This is a genomic window from Clostridium sp. ETTB3, assembly GCF_053571985.1.
On sequence record NZ_CP199832.1, the window covers coordinates 846,863 to 865,623 of the forward strand.

The window sequence follows — 18,761 nt, forward strand, 5'->3', positions numbered from 1 at the left end:
TGCCTTCTATTTTCTGATAAGTAAATAATTTTAAAATGGAAGATTAGGAGAAATTAATATGAAAGAATGGACAAGAGAAGAAAGATATAGAACAATATTAGAAGCATCAAATGAAGAACTAACTGAATTAAGAGATATAGTAAACAGGTGTCCATATAGACAAAAGTTTCATATTCAGCCTACAACAGGATTATTAAATGACCCAAATGGATTTTCTTATTATAATAATGAATATCATTTGTTTTATCAATGGTTTCCTTTAGGTCCTGTACATGGAGTAAAGCATTGGTATCATGTTTCTTCAAAAGACTTAGTTAATTGGAAAGATTGTGGTGTTGGTATAATTCCAACAGAACATTTTGAAAGTCATGGAGCATTTTCTGGTAGTGGTATAGCTGAAGATGATAAGTTATATTTATTTTATACAGGAAATACAAGAAATAAGGAATGGGTTAGAAATCCGTATCAATGTTTAGCCATAATGGATAAGGAGGGAAAAATAACTAAGAACAATGAAGCGATAATTAAGGACGTGCCAAAAGAGTATACAGATAATTTTAGAGATCCTAAAGTATTTAAAGATAATAATAAATATTATTGCTTAATTGGAGCAGAAAGAAAAGAAAATTTAGGCACTATAGTATATTATGAATCAGATAATTTAAAAGATTGGACATTTAAAGGAGAAATAAAAACAAGTTTCTTTGGCAATGGATTTATGTGGGAGTGTCCAGATTACCTAAAGTTTGATGATAAAGGAGTTCTTATATTTTCACCACAAGGATTAAAAGCAGAGGGAGATAAATATAAAAATATATTTCAATCTGGATATTTAATAGGAGAAAATATTGATTTTTCTAATGGAGAATTTAAACATGGAGAATTTACTGAATTAGATAGAGGATTTGATTTTTATGCACCTCAAACTATGACAGATGATAAAAATAGAAGAATATTAATTGGATGGATGGGATTACCTGAAATTGATTACCCTAGTGACAAAAATCAATGGGCTCATTGTTTAACTTTACCTAGAGAATTACAATTAGTTAATGGAAGATTAATTCAAAAACCGGTAAAAGAATTAGAGCAGCTTAGAGGAGAAAAATTAGAATTTTCATATGAGCTAAATAATGAAGAAAAAGCAATAGAGGGATTTAATGAAAAATTTTATGAATTAATATGTAATTTCAATAATTTTAATGGTAAATATATAGGACTAAAATTAAGAAAAAGCATAAATGAAGAAACTGTATTTTATTATGATATAGAAAATAAAAAGCTTGTATTAGATAGAAGTAAGTCAAAAGAAAAATTTGCATTAGAATATGGAACACAAAGAAAGTGTAAATATGATAAGGATGAATTAAAGCTTCAAATATTTGTGGATATTTCATCTATAGAGGTATTTGTTAATGATGGAGAAGAAGTATTTACCTCAAGAATATTTACAGGTGATGAAAGTAATGAATTAAGCATTTTTGCTGATGGAAGTGCAAAAGCTGAAATGAAGGTATGGAAAATTAAATAAGATAAATATTTATAAAAGCCAAACTTTATGGAAAAATATAAGGTTTGGCTTTATTTTACTTTAAAAGAATTTATTAATGAAGCTTTATTTTGTAGAAAAAGCAATCCATATGGTATATAATATTTGTAAAGGAACAATGAGCTTGGGAGGAGATAACATGGATAAAATAATTGACTTTAATGAGCTTAAAAATAGAGTTAATGATAAAGATGTAGATCAATTTGAATCATATATTTATAGTTTATATTATAAAGTGGCTGAAGGAAAACTATCAATGGCTGAATTTTCAAGTCAATTAACGGAATATATGATGAAAAATAATATTTCACAAGATAAGTTTTTAAAGATGCAAACTAAACTTATGGAGAGATATGGTATAGACACTACTGGGTTTGAAGAGCAATTAAAAAGATTAGGTTTAGATAATATTTCAACTGATCCTCAAGATTATGAAAAATATAGAAGAACAGTGGGATTTCAAGAAAAGTATAAAGATAGACTTAAAGTAAAAGGTGCAACTGAATATAGTATAAAAAATGATAAAAATAATCTTACTATTCTTTTAGATCAAAATAATGTTATTTTAAAGAGTTCAGAAAAGATTGATTTAAGTGATAATGAATTAAATGAGTTTTTATGTTCATATAAAAAGACAGTAGAAGAAGAATTACTTAAGATTTCAATTTGTGAAGATACAAGAGAATATGATTACTAAAAATAGAAACAAATTTCTATTTATTTTGAACAAAAATTATGTATAATTAATAAGGGAATAGCCAGTTAAGAACAATAAGTTATTAATTAAGATTAAGGCAAAATTAAGTTAATAATTTATTGTTAGAAAATTTTAAATCACAAACTGGATATGCCCTTATTTTATTGTATATAAATAAATTTGTACATAAATATTACAATGATGGAGGACAAAAATGAGCGTTTTAACAGTTAAGAATATTAGCCATGGATTTGGTGATAGAGCAATATTTGAAGATGTATCATTTAGATTACTTAAGGGAGAGCATGTAGGTCTTATTGGAGCAAATGGTGAAGGTAAGTCTACATTTATGAATATAATAACAAGTAAGTTAATGCCAGATGAAGGTAAGGTAATTTGGAGCAACAGAGTTAGAGTTGGATATATGGATCAGCATGCTGAATTAGAAAAAGGTCTAACTATTAGAGATGTATTAAGAAGTGCATTCAAATATTTATTTGACATGGAAGCTGAAATGAATGATCTTTATAATAGAATGGGCGAAATGAATGAAGATGAAATGAATAAGGCTTTAGAAAGAACATCTGTTATTCAAGACATGTTAGATAATAATGGTTTTTATGTTATAGATGCTAAGGCAGAAGAAGTTGCTAAGGGGTTAGGTCTTTTAGATGTAGGACTTGATAGAGATGTAACTGAGCTTAGTGGTGGGCAAAGAACAAAAGTATTGTTAGGAAAACTTTTACTTGAAAATCCTGACATATTATTATTAGACGAGCCTACTAACTATTTAGATGAAGCTCATATTGAATGGTTAAAGAGATTCTTACAAGCTTATGAAAATGCATTTATATTAATATCACATGATATTCCATTTTTAAATTCAGTTATTAATTTAATTTATCATGTTGAAAATAAAAAGCTTACTAGATATGTTGGAGATTATTATGAATTCCAAAGAATTTATGAAGCAAACAAGGCACAATTAGAAGCAGCATATGAAAGACAACAAGCAGAAGTTGCTCAACTTAAGGATTTCGTTGCTAGAAATAAAGCAAGAGTTGCAACTAGTGGGATGGCAAAGGCTAGACAAAAGAAGCTAGATAAGATGGAAATGATTGAGCTTGCAGCAGAAAAACCAAAGCCAGAATTTAATTTCTTAAAAGGAAGAACTTCAGGTAAGGTTATATTTGAAACTAAGGATTTAGTAATTGGATATAATGAGCCATTAACTAAGCCTCTTAATCTTTATATGGAAAGAGGACAAAAGATTGCTTTAGTTGGAGCAAATGGTCTTGGTAAGACTACTCTTTTAAAGAGTTTAATGGGATTAATTCCTTCATTAAGTGGAGAAGCTAATTTAGGTGAATATCAACAAATTGGTTACTTTGAACAGGAAATTAAGGAAGCTAATTATAATACTTGTATTGAAGAGGTATGGGAAAAGTTCCCTTCTAAAACTCAATATGAAGTAAGATCAGCTCTTGCTAAATGTGGTTTAACTACTAAGCATATTGAAAGTAAGGTATGTGTATTAAGTGGAGGAGAACAAGCTAAGGTTAGATTATGTAAGCTTATTAATGAAGAAACAAATATCTTAATCCTAGACGAGCCTACTAACCATTTAGATGTTGAAGCTAAAGATGAGCTTAAGAGAGCTTTAAAGGAATATAAGGGAAGTATATTACTAGTATGCCATGAACCAGAGTTCTATAAGGATGTTGTAACAGATATTTGGAGCTGTGAAGAATGGACAACAAAAGTAGTATAGTAAATAATCAAAGTTTATTAAGTAATTATTAGAAGATTAATTATTTTATATAGACAAAGAAGAACTAGATTTTATTTATTGTGAGTAGAAGCTAGTTCTTATTTATTATCAAAATTTTATTTAATTTTTTTACGGTGAATAGAAAATATTATATTAATACTAAGCCTCTTCCAGTAAGCTATGGTGATATTGTTAATATTAGATTTGGAAATATTCAAATGCATCATCATCCAATTCATTTGCATGGACATGAATTTAAAATCGTAGGAGCAGATGGATTTCCAATAAGAAAAAAGAATCAAATTTATAAGAATACAATCTTAGTATCTTCGGAAGAAACTTGGGATATAGAATTTGAAGCAAGAAATCCAGGAATATGGCCAGTGCATTGTCATATGCTACATCATGTAACAAATAATAGAATAATAGGTATTGGATGAATGTTTACTACAGTAAATTATATATAAATAAATATTAAAAATAAGATTAGTATACTTAAAATGTTAAAATTAAATTTATATAATAAATAATTTAAAAATGAGGAGCTACGCATAGAGGAAATTTATTAATTCAACTTTATGGAGCTCTTTGATTTATTTATAAGATAAATATGTAAAGGTAGACATAAGTAAAATATCTATATATAATTATATTAAAACATAGTAATGCAAATATAAATTTTATTTGCTACTTAAAAGGAGAAAAGATTTGATAAAAAGAATTTGTAAGCAATGTGGAAAAGAATTTACACTTAATGATTCAGAAATAAAATTTTATAAAGAAAAAAATTTAGATTTACCTAAAAGATGTAGTGAGTGTAGAAAAGAAAATAAAAATAATAAAGATGATTTAAATAATACATATAATAAAAATTTAAAATCTAATAACAGTAATATTGATAATAATAGTAAAGATATATATAATTCATTAAAAAATAATGAAAACAAGAATAATAAAAATAAAACAACATTAGGAAGTATTGTTGCAGCTGGATTAATAGTTTTATTTTTAATTATAAGTAAATTTTTCAATATAGACCTTGATTGGAATACTATATTTAACAATCAGCAAAGTACGCAACAACAAAATACTAAATCACTTGAATTTAGAAATGATAAGCTATGGGAAGAGCATTTCTTAAAGCATGGAAATGAATTTGGATATTCTACTAAGGAGGAATATTTAAAGGGTGCAAATGAAGTTATTAATTCTCAATATTCTTTACATAAGTTAGAAGCAGAAGATAATGATGAAATATATTATGATGAAGATAAAAATGAAATAGTTTTTGTATCATCTGATGGATATATAAGAACTTATTTTAAGCCTAGTGAGGGAATTAATTATTATAATAGACAATAAAAAAATCTACAGTATATTTTAAGTACTTTTAAATATACTGTAGATTTTTTTATAATAAATTATATGATTGACATTTTTATATTTGTTAATTATTGGGCTTGGAAAATTGCAATATAATTTGATTACCATAAGTATATTGCAATAAATTATTTAATTTAAAGTTACTAATTAAATTATTGGTAAATAGTAATAGCTTTTTATAATATTCACTATCATGATTTATATACAAATCTTTAATAATATAAACAATGAGATTATTAGTAGTTTCTAATGCTTTATAAGTTATATTTTGGGCATTAATATCATTTGAAAACTTTTCATAATAATCAATAATAACATAATCAAAATTTATTGGACTATTGTAAGGAATATAGGATTTATGAAGTTTAGATGCTATTTTAAAAGAAGGAGAAGCATTTTCAGCCATATAAAAATTTAAGTTTTTTCTATTTGATTTAAGCATGAAACCATTACTTCCAGAATGACAGTATATATCTAAAATATTTAAGTTTTCTAGAGAAGGAATTATAGAAAGATAGCTAAAATTAAAATATAATTCACTTATGCTTAGAAAAGAGTAAAATTTTTATAAGTTTATCTGATGAAGAGGGATTTGGCTTATAAATAGCTGAGGCAATGGCAATGGGATGTATTTGTATTGTTATAGAATATCATGAGCAAGGAGGATTAGAATATTTTAAAAATGAGTTTTCTTATACTATAAATCAAGGTAATATAATTGAGCTATGTAAAAATGTAGAATTAGTTATTGATTTAATAGAAAATAAAGAGGAAGAATATTTGTTTAAAGCTAAAACATCAAGAAAATTTATTTTAGAGAACTATTCAATTGAAGAGCAAGAAAGAACAATAGTTGATGCTTGGAATGATATATTAACAAGAGCTTAATTAGCAATACTATAGTTTAGCTAGTCTAAACTATAGTACAATTTATATTATGTGATAAAACTTTAATTAATAAATTTATTTGTGAAAATGTTAATTCTATTATTTCCATAAGAAATTTCATTATTTAAGATAAAATTAAACTTAGTTTTTAAATAATAAATTAAAAGTGATAGGTTTTTAGAATTTTCAGAAGTATAATTAGTATATAATGAGGGATTAATAAATAAAGCAATATTTTTAGAAGATTTTAAAGCCTTAAATAATAAACTTTTAGCTAAAATATCTTTTAAAAATTTAGCATCATTATTTATTAAAATATAATCAAAATTAATATCACTACTATCCATAGAAAATGTTTTAAGTAATTTACTAGCTATTTTATAAGAACCAGTATTATTATTTCCAATATAAAAATCTATATTTTTTCTATGAAATTTAAGCATTAATCCATTAACACCACAATTACCATATATGTCTAATACTTTTAAATCATTTATTTCAGGAATTATTGCTAAATAAGCTAAGTTAAAATAAACATCTGAAATATCTATATTCCATTTTTCTTCAAATTTTCTTTTATTTTTTTGAAGTATTTCGTTATAGGAACTATCTGTGCTAAAAGAAGCACTGCCATAGTGATGAACAAATGTATCATGGCATAATAAAAGTTTATATTCAGCATTAATTATTCTAAAGCAATAATCATCATCTTCAAAGTTTCCAGGAAAATAAATTTCATCAAGCAATCCAACTTTATCAAGAACTTCTTTTTTTATAAGCATGCTGTAGCCAACTAACATAATTCTTTCTTCCCATTTAGTTTTATCACTTATATTTATTTTATAAGCAAATTCCTGCATTTCATTTAGTGTTTTATAAGTAGTAGGAATGCTTTGCCAATAAGAAGATGAGTTTGTTACCGGGCTAACAGCACCTATATTGTCATTACTATATAAAGCAATTTTTAAATTTGTAAGCCAATTATAAGTAACAACAATATCATTGTTTAAAAGTAAAATATCATTAAGGGGATTGGCTAGTTTTATACCATCATTACATCCACCGGGAAAACCCCTATTATAAGTGTTTAATTGAAGTTTTATATCATATTGAGTTTTTAACCAATTTTTTGTTTCTTCATTAGAATTATTATCTATAACAATGATTTCGTAATTTTCATTATGAGTATATTTTCTAATACTTTCTAGGCATTGTTTAGTATAATTTAAATTATTATAACTTAAAATTATTATACTTGTTCCATGATTTTTTATTAAATTATCAGTCATATATAAACTTCCTTATAAAATAGAAATAATAATTATAATATGAAAATACACATATATGATGAATAATATATGTTTATAATAGCAATTTTAAATTGGGGATATATTACAAAAATAAAATCTCTATGTATAAATAACTTAGAGATTTTATTTTTTATAAAGTTTTTAAAACTAAATTTGAAATCCCAAGAATATTTCACAAATTGCCATTACAACAAAATAAGTTCCAAGGATATAAGGTGTTGCAGCTATTGCAATAACAGGATTAGCAAGAATTATTAATCCTAAAAGTACTAAGAGAATACTATAAATCGTGTTAAAGTTAAAACCTAAACTTTTATATTTTAAGGAAATTATAAAAAGATAAACTCCTCTAATAAGAGCCCATATACCACATAAAATAGCTACTGTATCAACTGTATCTATAGGAGAAATGCACAAAATTATTCCAAATAAGATTGAAATTATACCATTAATAATTAAAAATATTTTAGTTGAAGATGAAAATGATCTAAGTAATGTAAATATTCCTGTAACAATAATTAAAACACCACATACATTAACTAAATTTACAAGAGTGCTAAAAGGTCTTAAAAAAAATAAAATACCTATTATTCCAAATAAAATCCCTTCAACTATAAAGAATTTTTCAAAAAAATCTTTCATAACTCATCACATCCTTAAGAAATAACCTATTATTAACATTAGTATATGTTAATTTTTTTATAATATAATAAAATTTAAAAAATATTAATTTATTGAATTATTGTATAAATTTAAGAGAAATTATATAGTTTAATTAAAAAAGTGGGGATATTAATGAAGTTAAAATATGAAGCACTTCCATCAATCGGGATGCGAATTATTAAATCAGCAATAGGGTACTGTTAGGATTTATTAAGAAGAAGTTCCAGAAAGATATGGAGCAACTTATTTAATGTGTATAGAATAAAGTGAAAAAATAAATAAAGTATACATAGAAATGATTTAAATAGGTTATGTGGAAAATTTTAAAGTTTTAAAATATGAATCAGAAGATTTTCCAGGATATTCATACATAAAAGTATATAATAAAAATGCTAATAAGGAAAATATGATAAATGAAATAAAGTCAATTATTAATGTTGATAAAATAATTAGATTTGAAATTGTTAAAGAAGAAAATAGCATAGTGATTAGTGGAAATGATTCTAATGAAATTGTAAAAAGCTTAAAAAAATATATGAACCTTATTTTTGGAAAAGTAAATTAAGAAGTTGTATAGGTTATATAATTTATAAATAACCTATACAAATACTTCACCAGTTTGACTAGTTTTTTCAATTTCAGATAAAGCATGTACTCTAATTATATTAATTAAAATTGAAAAAAGATATGCATGATATAAATTTTCATAAGGTGATAAATCTATATCTTGAGATAAAACTTCTTTTTGAAATCGTCTTTCCTCTAATCTATTGGTAGATTCAATAAATAAAAATATATATCCAACCAATATAAATTCAGCACCAAGCAAAGTAACTGAAGTTGAAGTTTCACCAGTATTATTAATGTCTAAAATTTCTAAAATATCTAAGTTAGATCCATGGATAAAGAAAAAATAACCTATAACTAATAAAGAGGAACCGAGTTTTTCAATATTTGCAAGTTGAATATCTAATTGTTTAAAGTACTCTTCAAATTCATCATTATTAATTTTATTGTTTTCATAGTGCAATTTAATAAACTCCATACAATTGATTTTATGAAGGGGATTATATTATAATATTATATGAAATTTAATATAATGTTGCACAAATTTGAATTGAATCTAAATAATTAAACTTTTTAAGTTTTTTTGCTATATGAAGAGACATTTCTAAATAATGAATAGCATCACTATAATTATCAAACATAAAATATACTTCAGAAATTTTTTAATAGCAAGACATTATAATTATTATATTACCTTCAGCAACATATAAGTCTAATTCTTTTTTTATTGAATAATATGCTTTTATTGTATTATTTTCAATTCTATATGCATAAGACAACTCAAAATAGCAATGACCTGTTTCTTTATACGACAATGCTTCTTGAATAAGTTTTTTTCCAAAAAGATTATCTTTAGATAGTATTAGTATATCTATACCAACATAAAAATTATATATAAATTTTGATTATTAGTTAATAAATCAAAAGAAGATAAAATTAAGTTTTTAGAGTATTTAAATTTATCTCTATTTGGAGTTGATGAATATATAGATAATTTTGCTAATAAATAATCAATAACTATTGGAGCAGTCATATATTTATCTTCATCCTTTTCTAAGGTATAAAATAGTTCATTTATATAAATAGATTCATCTCCTTAAAATAAGAAAGTAAATTTTTAATTATAATACTAAATAATAATTAAATAGCACAATTAACTTAATAATAATTGGAAAAATAAGTATTGGAAATGGATTAAAGTGAAATTTTATTTGATGATTTTATACAAAATTTAAATTGATTATGAGAAATGATATAAAAATAAATAACTTAAATGTATAAAATTAGAGATGAATTTAACACAATATATTTTTTGAAACTCATTGACTACTATTAATGAATTAGATATAATGTAAACATAAACAAAGGAAAAAATATTAAAAATTGAAAAAAGTTACAAAAGGGTGGGTTTTAATTTTTGATACATTTTGGAAACGATACCTAATATGAAAGTTATTAACTTTAGATAAATATTTATAATGTTAATTATAAATAAACTTTATTATTTTTTTTAGTGGAACCGTTTCTAAAAAGGTTAAATAATATTTATTATGTATTTTAAGTTGTTATCAACTTTAAAAATAAATTGATTTTGTGTAAAAGTGGAGGAGAATTATTATGAAAAAATTATTAGTAACATTACTTGTAGCAGCAACATCTGTAAACTTTGTAGCTTGTGGATCAAGTAATAAGGGAAATGATGATAAAACTACTACTTCATCAGGAAATAGTGATAAGAAGGTAACTTTAAAGGTTCAAGCAGAAAAAGAATGGGTAAGTTATTATGAAAAGGTTAAGGATACAATAGTAGAAAAATATCCAAATGCAACAATTGAAATTCTTGAAACAGGATCATTTGACCACTTAGATGTATTAGATAAAACAGATGCAACAAACTCAGATATTGCTGATGTATTTGCTTTACCAGCAGATAGATTATATAGCTTAGCTAAGAATCAAGTTTTAGCTGCAATGCCCGCTGATGAAATGGCAAAAGAAGTTGGTGGATTTAATGATTTTGAAAATGGATTAGGTGGAAACTTTAAAATTGATGGTGAATATTTAGCATTCCCTTACAATATAGAAACTTTAATTGGATATGTTAATGTTGAAAATGCTAAGGCAGCAAATATTGATACAAGCAAAGAAATTGAATTTACAAGCTTAGAATACAATCAAATTTTAACAACTGTTCATGATGCATGGTATGGAGTTGCATTTACTAATTCAGCTGATTTTGATTTACTATCAAAAGATTTAAAAAGTGATGCTACAAAAGAATGGTCAGAATTAACAGAACAACAAAAAAAATTATTTGAAGGATTATATAATTACTGGAAAGCTCATAAGGAAAACAATACATCTTTATGGGATAAAGAGGCTGCTGGAGGATATATTGATGAACAATTTAAAACAGGTGAAAGCGATGCTGTAAAGATTGATGGTCCTTGGGCTACTTCTTCAGTTAGTGAGTTAGTTGGAAGTGATGACAACCTACAAATAATTCCATTAAGTCAAATCACATTTAATGGACAACCATTAAAACACTGGAAAGGTGGATGGGGTCTTGGAATAAATGCAAGATGTGAAGATAATGAAGAACAAATGGAAATTGCAGAGGCATTTATTAAAGAGCTTATAAATCCTGAAAATGCAAAAGAATTATTTTATGCAACAGGTAAGATATTAGAAAATGCTACAATTGATAATTATCAAGGAATAGATAAATTACAATTAAAAGTTATTGAAGCTACTTACGATAGTTATAAAGTTGCTGAAAATAGACCTTTGTTTAGTGAATATGGACAAGTTTGGGATACATGGCAAAATGCTTTATTATCATGGTCTGCTAAAAAACCTGCAAATGCAGAAGAAGCATATAAGGAAGTTAAAGCATCATTTGACGGTATGATGGCAAATCTTAATCAATAAAAGTTTTACAGATATTAAATGAGTTAAAAAGTTAAATACGCTAATTTAAGTTAATAGTGTATTATATATTAATCAGAAACACTTTATTAAGTGTTTCTGAAATATTTAAATCACTATATTTCCCTGAAAATTATTAGTATATTCAAATTTATAATATAATAAAAGCTATTAACTTAAATTGGCTTTTAATTAATGGGAGGAATTCCACATGAGAGAAAGTATAGAAATGCCAAAAGGTATATTTTATACAATAGTAACAATATGTTCATTAATTATAATGCTAACATCACTTGAAATATTGATTAAAGCAAAAGATGCAGAATTATTTAATATGTGGTTATTTAGCAGTAATTTAGGAGAAGATTTATTAACTAAGACAACAGATGAGTTATATTCTACATATTTAAATATATGTATGGCAACATTTTTTATTAGAGCAATAACACCAATGGCTGTGGCAATTCACAGTTATTTTACTTTTACAAAACTTAGAGTTAATAAGATGTTTGTAATAATATGGTCTGTAATTATAGTAGGGGCATTTGTATTAACATTTTTAGGAGAACAGTTTTATTCAATATTCTTTATCGGATGTATAATAGGTTATTTAGCTTTAATTTTTATAATGGGTTACTTAGGGAAGTGTATCAAAAATGTTAATAGTATTTAAGCATAGAGTTATTCAGAAGGTATAAAAGGAGGTAAAAGGGTTGAGAAAATTCAATAAGCGCTTATATGATAATATTAATCGAGAATATGATAGAAAAAATTTATACCTATATGAAGTTTCGGTTTTACAGGAAAAAATTGAAGCTGCAACTGGTAAGGAAAAACAAGATTTAGAAAATAAATTAAATCAGCTAGTTAAAAATAAGAAAGATCACCCTTATAATAAGCAATTAGCGGAGTATAAAAATAAGGAAAAGGCATTTCTTTCAGAAGTAAATAAAAATATATCTAATTATAAATCAAAGGTAGATAAAAATTTATCACCTAAAGTTCAAAAACTAGAAATAAGATTATTTAAAGCTAAGGAATTAGTTAAATTTTATAAAAATTATACTAAACTTACTTATGATGCAGAATTGATATATGAACAAAGCAAAATTGAAATTGCACAAATACCACCAGTAATTGAATTTGCAAAATCTGCATCAAGCGAATTAGTAAAGGCACAAGATAAGTTAACTAAGATAAATCAAAAAGAAAATGAAAAATTTGAAGTTGAATTTAAATCATTTAAAGAAGAGGAAAATAAAAAGTTACAAGATAGAATTAAAGAGGTTAAATCTAAGTGTAAAGAAGGATTAATTTCAAGACAAGCAAAAGATAATACAATTAAAGAGTTAAAAAGAAGATATAAAGAAGCAATATTAGTTAAATCATTTGAAAATGAAAAAATTTATAATGAAGAAATTATAAAAAATAAGAAGTATGAACTTTCAAAAGCTATTAAACAAAAAATTAATACTGTAAATATTAATGTTGCAGATTTAAGAAGAGTTTATCCAGTTGAAAGTGAAAAAACTTTACCATGGGTATCTTGGGTTACATTCTTAATTCCAGGTTTAGCCCAATGTATAAATAAACAATATGTAAAAGCGATTATAATGTTCTTTGCAACAATATATATATATGCCGTGGCTATTCCATATGCCTTAGGATATGGAAACTATAAAGGGGAAGGTATTGCAGGGCTTGTATCATTAGCAGCTGGTAAAGGAAGACTTGACAGATCAATTATCTTTATGATTGAAGGTATACTTGCAATATTCTTAGTATTAATAGGAATATTTTTAATCTATTTATGTTTCAAGGATGCAAATAAAGTTGAAAAAGATACAATTAAGGGGACTAGATACAGAAGTTGGACAGAAACTAAGCAAATTTTATTTGAAGATGGATTCCCTTATTTAGTTTTATCGCCAGCAGCTATAATTACTATTTTTATAGTTTGTATCCCTGTTGTTACAACGATTCTTTTAGCATTTACAGGAATGGGACCAGACACTCAAGCTAAGTTTGGATGGGAAGGATTAAAGAACTATAAGATGATTTTCTTAGGACAAGGAATGGTTGGTTCAATATTCTGGAGAATATTAGGATGGACAATAATTTGGACTATAGGAGCTACAACTTTAGCAATTGCATTAGGATTTATTTTAGCAATAGTTCTTAACAATGACAGAGTTAAAGGAAAAGTTTTATTTAGATCAATATATCTTTTACCATGGGCAGTACCTGCATTTATTTCAATACTATTCTTTAGTATTTTAGCAGCTGATGGTGGAACAGTAGTAAATGCACTAAAGGGTATTTTTGGAGCAAAATTCTCAATAAAAAATGATCCATTTGTTATAAGAGTTACGTTAATATGTATACAAGCATGGTTAGGTAGTGCATATATATTCTTACTATCAACAGGAGTACTTCAATCTATTAATGCTGAATTATATGAAGCTGCTGATATTGATGGAGCTACAAACTTTAATAAATTAACTAAAATAACAGTACCTCTTGTTTTATTCCAAACAGCACCACTTTTAGTTGGGCAATATACATTTAACTTTAATAACTATAGTATTATAGCATTATTTAATAATGGGGGACCATTTGATCCAACTAAATATGGTAACCTTGCAGGTTCATCAGACCTATTAATATCTTATATATTTAAGTTAACTATGAATAATCAATATCAAGCTATTGGAGCAACTATAACAGTTATTATATCTATAGCACTTATGATTATTGCATATATAGGGTATAGAAATACAGATGCATTTAAGAGGGGGTAAGAATGATGAGTATATTTAAAAATAAGAAAAATGATTTATATCTTTCTGATAAGCAACCTCTTACTGTAGGAGGAAAAATAGCACTTGCTATATCATATATATTTTTAATACTATGGGCAGTAATAATAATAGTTCCAATATCACAAATAGTGATATCATCATTTAATGGAGCACAATCAAGCAGACTTATAATTGGTGGGGAATTTAAATTTTCATTCAAACATTTTGAAATATTATTTAAGGAAACTGATTATTTAAAATGGATGGGAAATACTTTATTTGTAAGTATTACAACAGCAATTTTAGTTATAATAATAGTTTCATTTACTGGATATGCATATTCAAGATATAGATTTAAAGGGAAAAAAGCATCTCTTATGACAGTTATGCTTATCCAAACAATCCCAACATTTGTTGGTATTACAGCATATTTTACAATGTATTCTATTGCATCAGATATTATGCCAGGCTTTACAAGACAAATGATGCTTATTCTTATATATGCAGGTGGCGGTATAGCAGGTAATACAATAATTTTAAAGGGGTATTTAGATTCAATATCTACAGAGCTAGATGATGCAGCTAAAATAGATGGTTGCTCTAGCATGAAAATATATAGACTTATTATAATGCCTATTGCAAGACCAATGCTTGCAATAATAGGGTTATGGTCATTTATAGGACCATTTGGTGATTACTTATTACCAAAAGTATTGTTAAATTCATCAGCTGACTATACATTAGCTGCTGGTTTACAAACTCTTATAACAGATGAACGTACAATAAATCAGCCAGCATTTACAGCAGGTGCACTTTTAACAGCAATACCTATAGTAATTTTATTCATTGTATTACAAAAACAATTAGTATCAGGTCTTTCAAATGGGGCTACAAAAGGATAGGATAGGAGATAGTAGATATGAAAGTAACATTAAATAATATAGGAAAGAAATATGAAAGTAGAGAAGACTTTACTTTAAGACATATAAATTTAGAAATTGAAGATAAGGACTTTTGTGTAATTTTAGGGCCATCTGGATGTGGTAAAACTACTTTATTACGTATGATTGCTGGACTTAATTCAATTACTGAAGGGGATTTAATATTTGGAGAAAAGAGAGTAAACAAGCTAGCTTCAAAGGATAGAGATATAGCAATGGTTTTCCAAAGTTATGCTTTATATCCACATATGACCGTTTATGATAATATGGCATTTTCATTATCAATGAGAAAAGAAAGAAAAAATATTATTAATGAACGTGTTAATGAAGCAGCAAAATTACTTCAAATTGAAAAATATTTATATTCTAAACCATCAGATATTTCTGGGGGACAAAGACAAAGAGTTGCTTTAGGAAGAGCAATCGTTAGAAAGCCAAGTGTTTTCTTAATGGATGAACCTCTTTCTAACTTAGATGCAAAGTTAAGAGAGCATATGAGAGTTGAATTAGTTAGAATTCATAAAGCACTTGGAACAACTTCTATTTATGTAACACATGACCAAGTAGAAGCTATGACAATGGCAACAAAAATTGTCTTAATGAATGATGGGAAAATTCAACAAGTTGGTAAACCATATGAGTTTTACGATAAGCCACAAAATATGTTTGTTGCTAGATTTATTGGATCTCCAACAATCAATATGATTAAGGGTAAAATAGAAGGAAAGAAATTTGTTTCTGAAGATGGATTAATTTCTATTACACCATCAGATGAAGATTTAAAGTCATTAGCTTCATATAATGGAAAAGGTGTATATTTAGGAATTCGTTCTGAAAGGTTTGTTGGAGATGCTAAAAATGATACATTTGAAGCTACAATAGATGTTATAGAAGTTTTAGGTAAAGAAAAGACTCTTTATGTTAAACTTAAGAGTGGTAAAGATCTTGTAATAACTGTACCTGGATATCATCAATATGAAGTTGGTGAAAAGCATAACTTTGGATTTGATTTAGGTGCATTACATTTCTTTGATTCTGAAACTGAATTAAGAATAAATTAATAAAAGAATATTAATATAATTATTTAAAATGATATTTTTTAAAGCTGGAACTATATTATAATGAGTTCCAGCTTTTTTGTATAGAAATTTATGTTAAGTTATAAAATTTTTAAGGACTTATTTAAGAAAAAATAGAATATAGTTAAAGAGAGATTATGAAATCATAAAATATTTACATTATTTTAATTAAAGATGAGAGGTATTATAAGGTATATGAATAGCTTTGAAATTTTTACAGGTATTTTTGGGGGCTTAGGCTTATTTTTGTATGGAATGAAACAAATGAGTGATGGACTTGAAAATGTTTCGGGAGAGAAATTAAAAGGTATTTTGGAGAAAATTACTAGTAATAAAGTTATGGGGGTATTAGTTGGAACTGCAGTTACAGCCATAATACAAAGTTCTAGTGCAACCACAGTAATGGTAGTTAGTTTTGTTAATGCTGGATTAATGGATTTAAGTCAAGCTATAGGTGTTATATTGGGTTCTAATATTGGAACGACAATAACGGCACAAATGGTAAGTTTTAGATTAGAAGTAGTTGCACCTATATTTATTGGAGTTGGAGAAATATGTGCATTAACGGCTAAGAAAAAAAAGATTAAGGATATTTCTGTGATTTTAATTGGATTTGGAATATTATTTATGGGGATGGGATTAATGTCTTCATCAATGAAGCCAGTAGCAGAGTTAGAAGTGTTTAAAAAGGCAGTAATAGTTTTAGGAAGATATTCTGTATTAAGCGTTTTAGTTGGGGTTATAATAACAGCAATAGTACAAAGTTCATCAGCAACTACAGCTATATTAGTTGCATTAGCATCAGCTGGAACAATTGACATGAAAATTGCATTTCCAATAGTATTAGGATGTAATATAGGTACATGTGTTACAGCGATAATAGCTTCATTAGGAGCAAATAGAACAGCAAAGAAAGCAGCATTATTACATCTTTCATTTAATATATTTGGAACTATTATATTTTTGCCATTAGCTTCATATATTATAAAATTTGTTGCCTTTTTAAATCCAGATAATTTAGGAAGACAAGTTGCAAATTCGCATACTATTTTTAACATATTAATAACATTGGCAGTATTACCAATATCAAATTACTTTATTAAATTTATAAATAAAATATTACCTGAAAACGATGAAAAAGAACCTTATGGAGCAATATATTTAGATAAGAAGCTTTTAGAAACACCAATGGTTGCAAGTACACAAGCTGTTAAGGAAACTATTAGAATGGCAAACATATCAAAAAATAACTTTAAATTAGCAATGGAAGCATTTTTTTTAGGGGATGAAAATCGTATTAATAAGGTATATGAAAATGAAAAAGTTATAAATAGGTTGGAAAGAGAAATAACAGAATATTTAATTGAATTATCACAACATAATCTACCAGAAGAAAATGCTCAATTAGTAAGTATACTTTATCATACTATAAATGATGTAGAAAGAATAGGAGACCATGCAGAAAATATTGTAGAGCTTGCAATGAGTAAAATTAATAATAAAATAGAAATGTCAGATGAGGCATTAAGTGAAATGAATGAAATTTTTCAAATAACATTAAAATCATTAGATATTTCAATAAAATCATTTGAAAATAATAAAAATAATAATGATATTAATGAAGAAATAGAAGATAAAATTGATACTCTTGAGAAGAAATTTAGAAATAATAATATAGCAAGATTAAATGCTAAACAATGTTATGCTAATGCAGGAGTAATGTTTTTTGACCTTTTATCAAATCTTGAAAGAATAGGAGATCATGCTAATAATATTTCAAATATTAAAGAAGAGTATACTCATAAAATTTATATTTAAAAATTTATGTAATTTGTAATAAGTAATTTAAAATTTTCATATTGTTTATTGTAAAAATATTTTAAAAGGAAAGGGTTAATGTATAAATTAAATTATTGTTTGGATTGTCAAAGGGTATTTACTATAGATGATAAATGTAAATATTGTAACTCAAAGAATGTAAGGGAGTTAAAACGAGGAAAAGCTGTCAATATAATTGGTGGTAAAAATAAGGCAAGATTTTTAAGATATAAAGATGGAAAAGTAAGTGTAATTTTATATACTGAAGATAAGCAAAAATTTATTAAAGATTTTGAAATAGAAAAAATTAAAAAAATATTATGAATTATAAAAAATAGTGTATACAGTTTTGTATTGCACTATTTT

At 25.7% G+C, this 18,761-nt stretch carries 19 protein-coding genes; 14 read left to right on the forward strand and 5 right to left on the reverse strand.

The window, feature by feature from the left end:
• The first annotated feature begins 58 nt into the window (after positions 1 to 58).
• The 5 genes from ACUN06_RS04170 (at position 59) to ACUN06_RS04190 (ending at position 5,379) form a co-directional block, all read left to right on the forward strand.
• Entirely contained in the window at positions 59 to 1,531 is a 1,473-nt protein-coding gene (locus ACUN06_RS04170) for a glycoside hydrolase family 32 protein (RefSeq protein WP_449390130.1), read from the forward strand.
• Between the two features lie 157 nt (positions 1,532 to 1,688).
• Positions 1,689 to 2,246, forward strand: coding sequence for a DUF3867 domain-containing protein (locus ACUN06_RS04175; protein ID WP_291734454.1), 558 nt, complete (start codon positions 1,689 to 1,691; stop codon positions 2,244 to 2,246).
• Between the two features lie 214 nt (positions 2,247 to 2,460).
• The gene (locus ACUN06_RS04180; protein ID WP_294124762.1) at positions 2,461 to 4,017 is read left to right on the forward strand and encodes an ABC-F family ATP-binding cassette domain-containing protein; all 1,557 of its coding nucleotides are present in this window, start codon (positions 2,461 to 2,463) and stop codon (positions 4,015 to 4,017) included.
• A gap of 134 nt (positions 4,018 to 4,151) precedes the next feature.
• Positions 4,152 to 4,457, forward strand: a complete 306-nt coding sequence (locus tag ACUN06_RS04185; RefSeq protein ID WP_449390131.1) for a multicopper oxidase domain-containing protein — start codon at positions 4,152 to 4,154, stop codon at positions 4,455 to 4,457.
• A 268-nt stretch (positions 4,458 to 4,725) separates the two neighbouring features.
• A complete protein-coding gene (locus tag ACUN06_RS04190; RefSeq protein ID WP_294383130.1) occupies positions 4,726 to 5,379 on the forward strand; it encodes a zinc-ribbon domain containing protein in 654 nt (217 codons plus the stop codon).
• An 85-nt stretch (positions 5,380 to 5,464) separates the two neighbouring features.
• On the opposite strand, the gene ACUN06_RS04195 is transcribed toward ACUN06_RS04190, so the two are convergent.
• On the reverse strand, positions 5,465 to 5,842 hold the full coding sequence (locus ACUN06_RS04195) for a hypothetical protein (RefSeq protein WP_294383132.1): 378 nt from the start codon (positions 5,840 to 5,842) through the stop codon (positions 5,465 to 5,467).
• A 179-nt stretch (positions 5,843 to 6,021) separates the two neighbouring features.
• Here ACUN06_RS04195 and ACUN06_RS04200 point away from each other — a divergent pair, with 179 nt between their 5' ends.
• Complete coding sequence (locus ACUN06_RS04200; RefSeq protein ID WP_412345019.1) at positions 6,022 to 6,288, forward strand: hypothetical protein; 267 nt, start codon at positions 6,022 to 6,024, stop codon at positions 6,286 to 6,288.
• Between the two features lie 62 nt (positions 6,289 to 6,350).
• On the opposite strand, the gene ACUN06_RS04205 is transcribed toward ACUN06_RS04200, so the two are convergent.
• Complete coding sequence (locus ACUN06_RS04205) at positions 6,351 to 7,577, reverse strand: glycosyltransferase family 2 protein (protein WP_294383135.1); 1,227 nt, start codon at positions 7,575 to 7,577, stop codon at positions 6,351 to 6,353.
• Between the two features lie 168 nt (positions 7,578 to 7,745).
• Complete coding sequence (locus tag ACUN06_RS04210; protein WP_291733544.1) at positions 7,746 to 8,240, reverse strand: HdeD family acid-resistance protein; 495 nt, start codon at positions 8,238 to 8,240, stop codon at positions 7,746 to 7,748.
• A gap of 334 nt (positions 8,241 to 8,574) precedes the next feature.
• Between ACUN06_RS04210 and ACUN06_RS04215 the strand changes: the two genes are divergently transcribed.
• Positions 8,575 to 8,826: a hypothetical protein gene (locus ACUN06_RS04215; protein ID WP_294368756.1), complete on the forward strand. Its 252-nt coding sequence runs from the start codon at positions 8,575 to 8,577 to the stop codon at positions 8,824 to 8,826.
• 33 nt (positions 8,827 to 8,859) lie between these two features.
• Here ACUN06_RS04215 and ACUN06_RS04220 read toward each other — a convergent pair whose 3' ends face one another.
• Together ACUN06_RS04220 and ACUN06_RS04225 are read right to left on the reverse strand one after the other, a co-directional pair.
• Positions 8,860 to 9,291 (reverse strand): hypothetical protein, encoded by a 432-nt coding sequence (locus ACUN06_RS04220; protein WP_294368754.1) that lies wholly within the window; start codon positions 9,289 to 9,291, stop codon positions 8,860 to 8,862.
• Between the two features lie 408 nt (positions 9,292 to 9,699).
• Entirely contained in the window at positions 9,700 to 9,861 is a 162-nt protein-coding gene (locus tag ACUN06_RS04225; protein ID WP_449390132.1) for a hypothetical protein, read from the reverse strand.
• A gap of 584 nt (positions 9,862 to 10,445) precedes the next feature.
• Between ACUN06_RS04225 and ACUN06_RS04230 the strand changes: the two genes are divergently transcribed.
• The 7 genes from ACUN06_RS04230 (at position 10,446) to ACUN06_RS04260 (ending at position 18,719) form a co-directional block, all read left to right on the forward strand.
• Positions 10,446 to 11,759: a sugar ABC transporter substrate-binding protein gene (locus ACUN06_RS04230; RefSeq protein WP_294161111.1), complete on the forward strand. Its 1,314-nt coding sequence runs from the start codon at positions 10,446 to 10,448 to the stop codon at positions 11,757 to 11,759.
• A 208-nt stretch (positions 11,760 to 11,967) separates the two neighbouring features.
• Positions 11,968 to 12,429 carry a hypothetical protein gene (locus ACUN06_RS04235; RefSeq protein ID WP_302541963.1) on the forward strand — a complete coding sequence of 154 codons (462 nt, stop codon included), beginning with the start codon at positions 11,968 to 11,970 and terminating at the stop codon, positions 12,427 to 12,429.
• A 40-nt stretch (positions 12,430 to 12,469) separates the two neighbouring features.
• Entirely contained in the window at positions 12,470 to 14,557 is a 2,088-nt protein-coding gene (locus tag ACUN06_RS04240) for an ABC transporter permease subunit (protein ID WP_301953577.1), read from the forward strand.
• A gap of 5 nt (positions 14,558 to 14,562) precedes the next feature.
• Positions 14,563 to 15,459: a sugar ABC transporter permease gene (locus ACUN06_RS04245; RefSeq protein ID WP_291733557.1), complete on the forward strand. Its 897-nt coding sequence runs from the start codon at positions 14,563 to 14,565 to the stop codon at positions 15,457 to 15,459.
• Between the two features lie 17 nt (positions 15,460 to 15,476).
• Entirely contained in the window at positions 15,477 to 16,559 is a 1,083-nt protein-coding gene (locus ACUN06_RS04250) for an ABC transporter ATP-binding protein (protein ID WP_291733559.1), read from the forward strand.
• A 213-nt stretch (positions 16,560 to 16,772) separates the two neighbouring features.
• Positions 16,773 to 18,395: a Na/Pi cotransporter family protein gene (locus ACUN06_RS04255; RefSeq protein WP_449390133.1), complete on the forward strand. Its 1,623-nt coding sequence runs from the start codon at positions 16,773 to 16,775 to the stop codon at positions 18,393 to 18,395.
• A gap of 78 nt (positions 18,396 to 18,473) precedes the next feature.
• Entirely contained in the window at positions 18,474 to 18,719 is a 246-nt protein-coding gene (locus ACUN06_RS04260; protein WP_294368734.1) for a hypothetical protein, read from the forward strand.
• Positions 18,720 to 18,761: the final 42 nt, after the last annotated feature.

Bases quoted from the DNA above. Each gene is read 5' to 3' on its own strand.
- ACUN06_RS04250 (WP_291733559.1), top strand. From the start codon at position 15,477: ATGAAAGTAACATTAAATAATATAGGAAAGAAATATGAAAGTAGAGAA.
- ACUN06_RS04235 (WP_302541963.1), top strand. From the start codon at position 11,968: ATGAGAGAAAGTATAGAAATGCCAAAAGGTATATTTTATACAATAGTA.
- ACUN06_RS04225 (WP_449390132.1), bottom strand. From the start codon at position 9,861: ATGACTGCTCCAATAGTTATTGATTATTTATTAGCAAAATTATCTATA.
- ACUN06_RS04205 (WP_294383135.1), bottom strand. From the start codon at position 7,577: ATGACTGATAATTTAATAAAAAATCATGGAACAAGTATAATAATTTTA.
- ACUN06_RS04245 (WP_291733557.1), top strand. From the start codon at position 14,563: ATGAGTATATTTAAAAATAAGAAAAATGATTTATATCTTTCTGATAAG.
- ACUN06_RS04260 (WP_294368734.1), top strand. From the start codon at position 18,474: ATGTATAAATTAAATTATTGTTTGGATTGTCAAAGGGTATTTACTATA.
- ACUN06_RS04210 (WP_291733544.1), bottom strand. From the start codon at position 8,240: ATGAAAGATTTTTTTGAAAAATTCTTTATAGTTGAAGGGATTTTATTT.
- ACUN06_RS04195 (WP_294383132.1), bottom strand. From the start codon at position 5,842: ATGCTTAAATCAAATAGAAAAAACTTAAATTTTTATATGGCTGAAAAT.
- ACUN06_RS04200 (WP_412345019.1), top strand. From the start codon at position 6,022: ATGGGATGTATTTGTATTGTTATAGAATATCATGAGCAAGGAGGATTA.
- ACUN06_RS04230 (WP_294161111.1), top strand. From the start codon at position 10,446: ATGAAAAAATTATTAGTAACATTACTTGTAGCAGCAACATCTGTAAAC.
- ACUN06_RS04255 (WP_449390133.1), top strand. From the start codon at position 16,773: ATGAATAGCTTTGAAATTTTTACAGGTATTTTTGGGGGCTTAGGCTTA.
- ACUN06_RS04170 (WP_449390130.1), top strand. From the start codon at position 59: ATGAAAGAATGGACAAGAGAAGAAAGATATAGAACAATATTAGAAGCA.
- ACUN06_RS04180 (WP_294124762.1), top strand. From the start codon at position 2,461: ATGAGCGTTTTAACAGTTAAGAATATTAGCCATGGATTTGGTGATAGA.
- ACUN06_RS04175 (WP_291734454.1), top strand. From the start codon at position 1,689: ATGGATAAAATAATTGACTTTAATGAGCTTAAAAATAGAGTTAATGAT.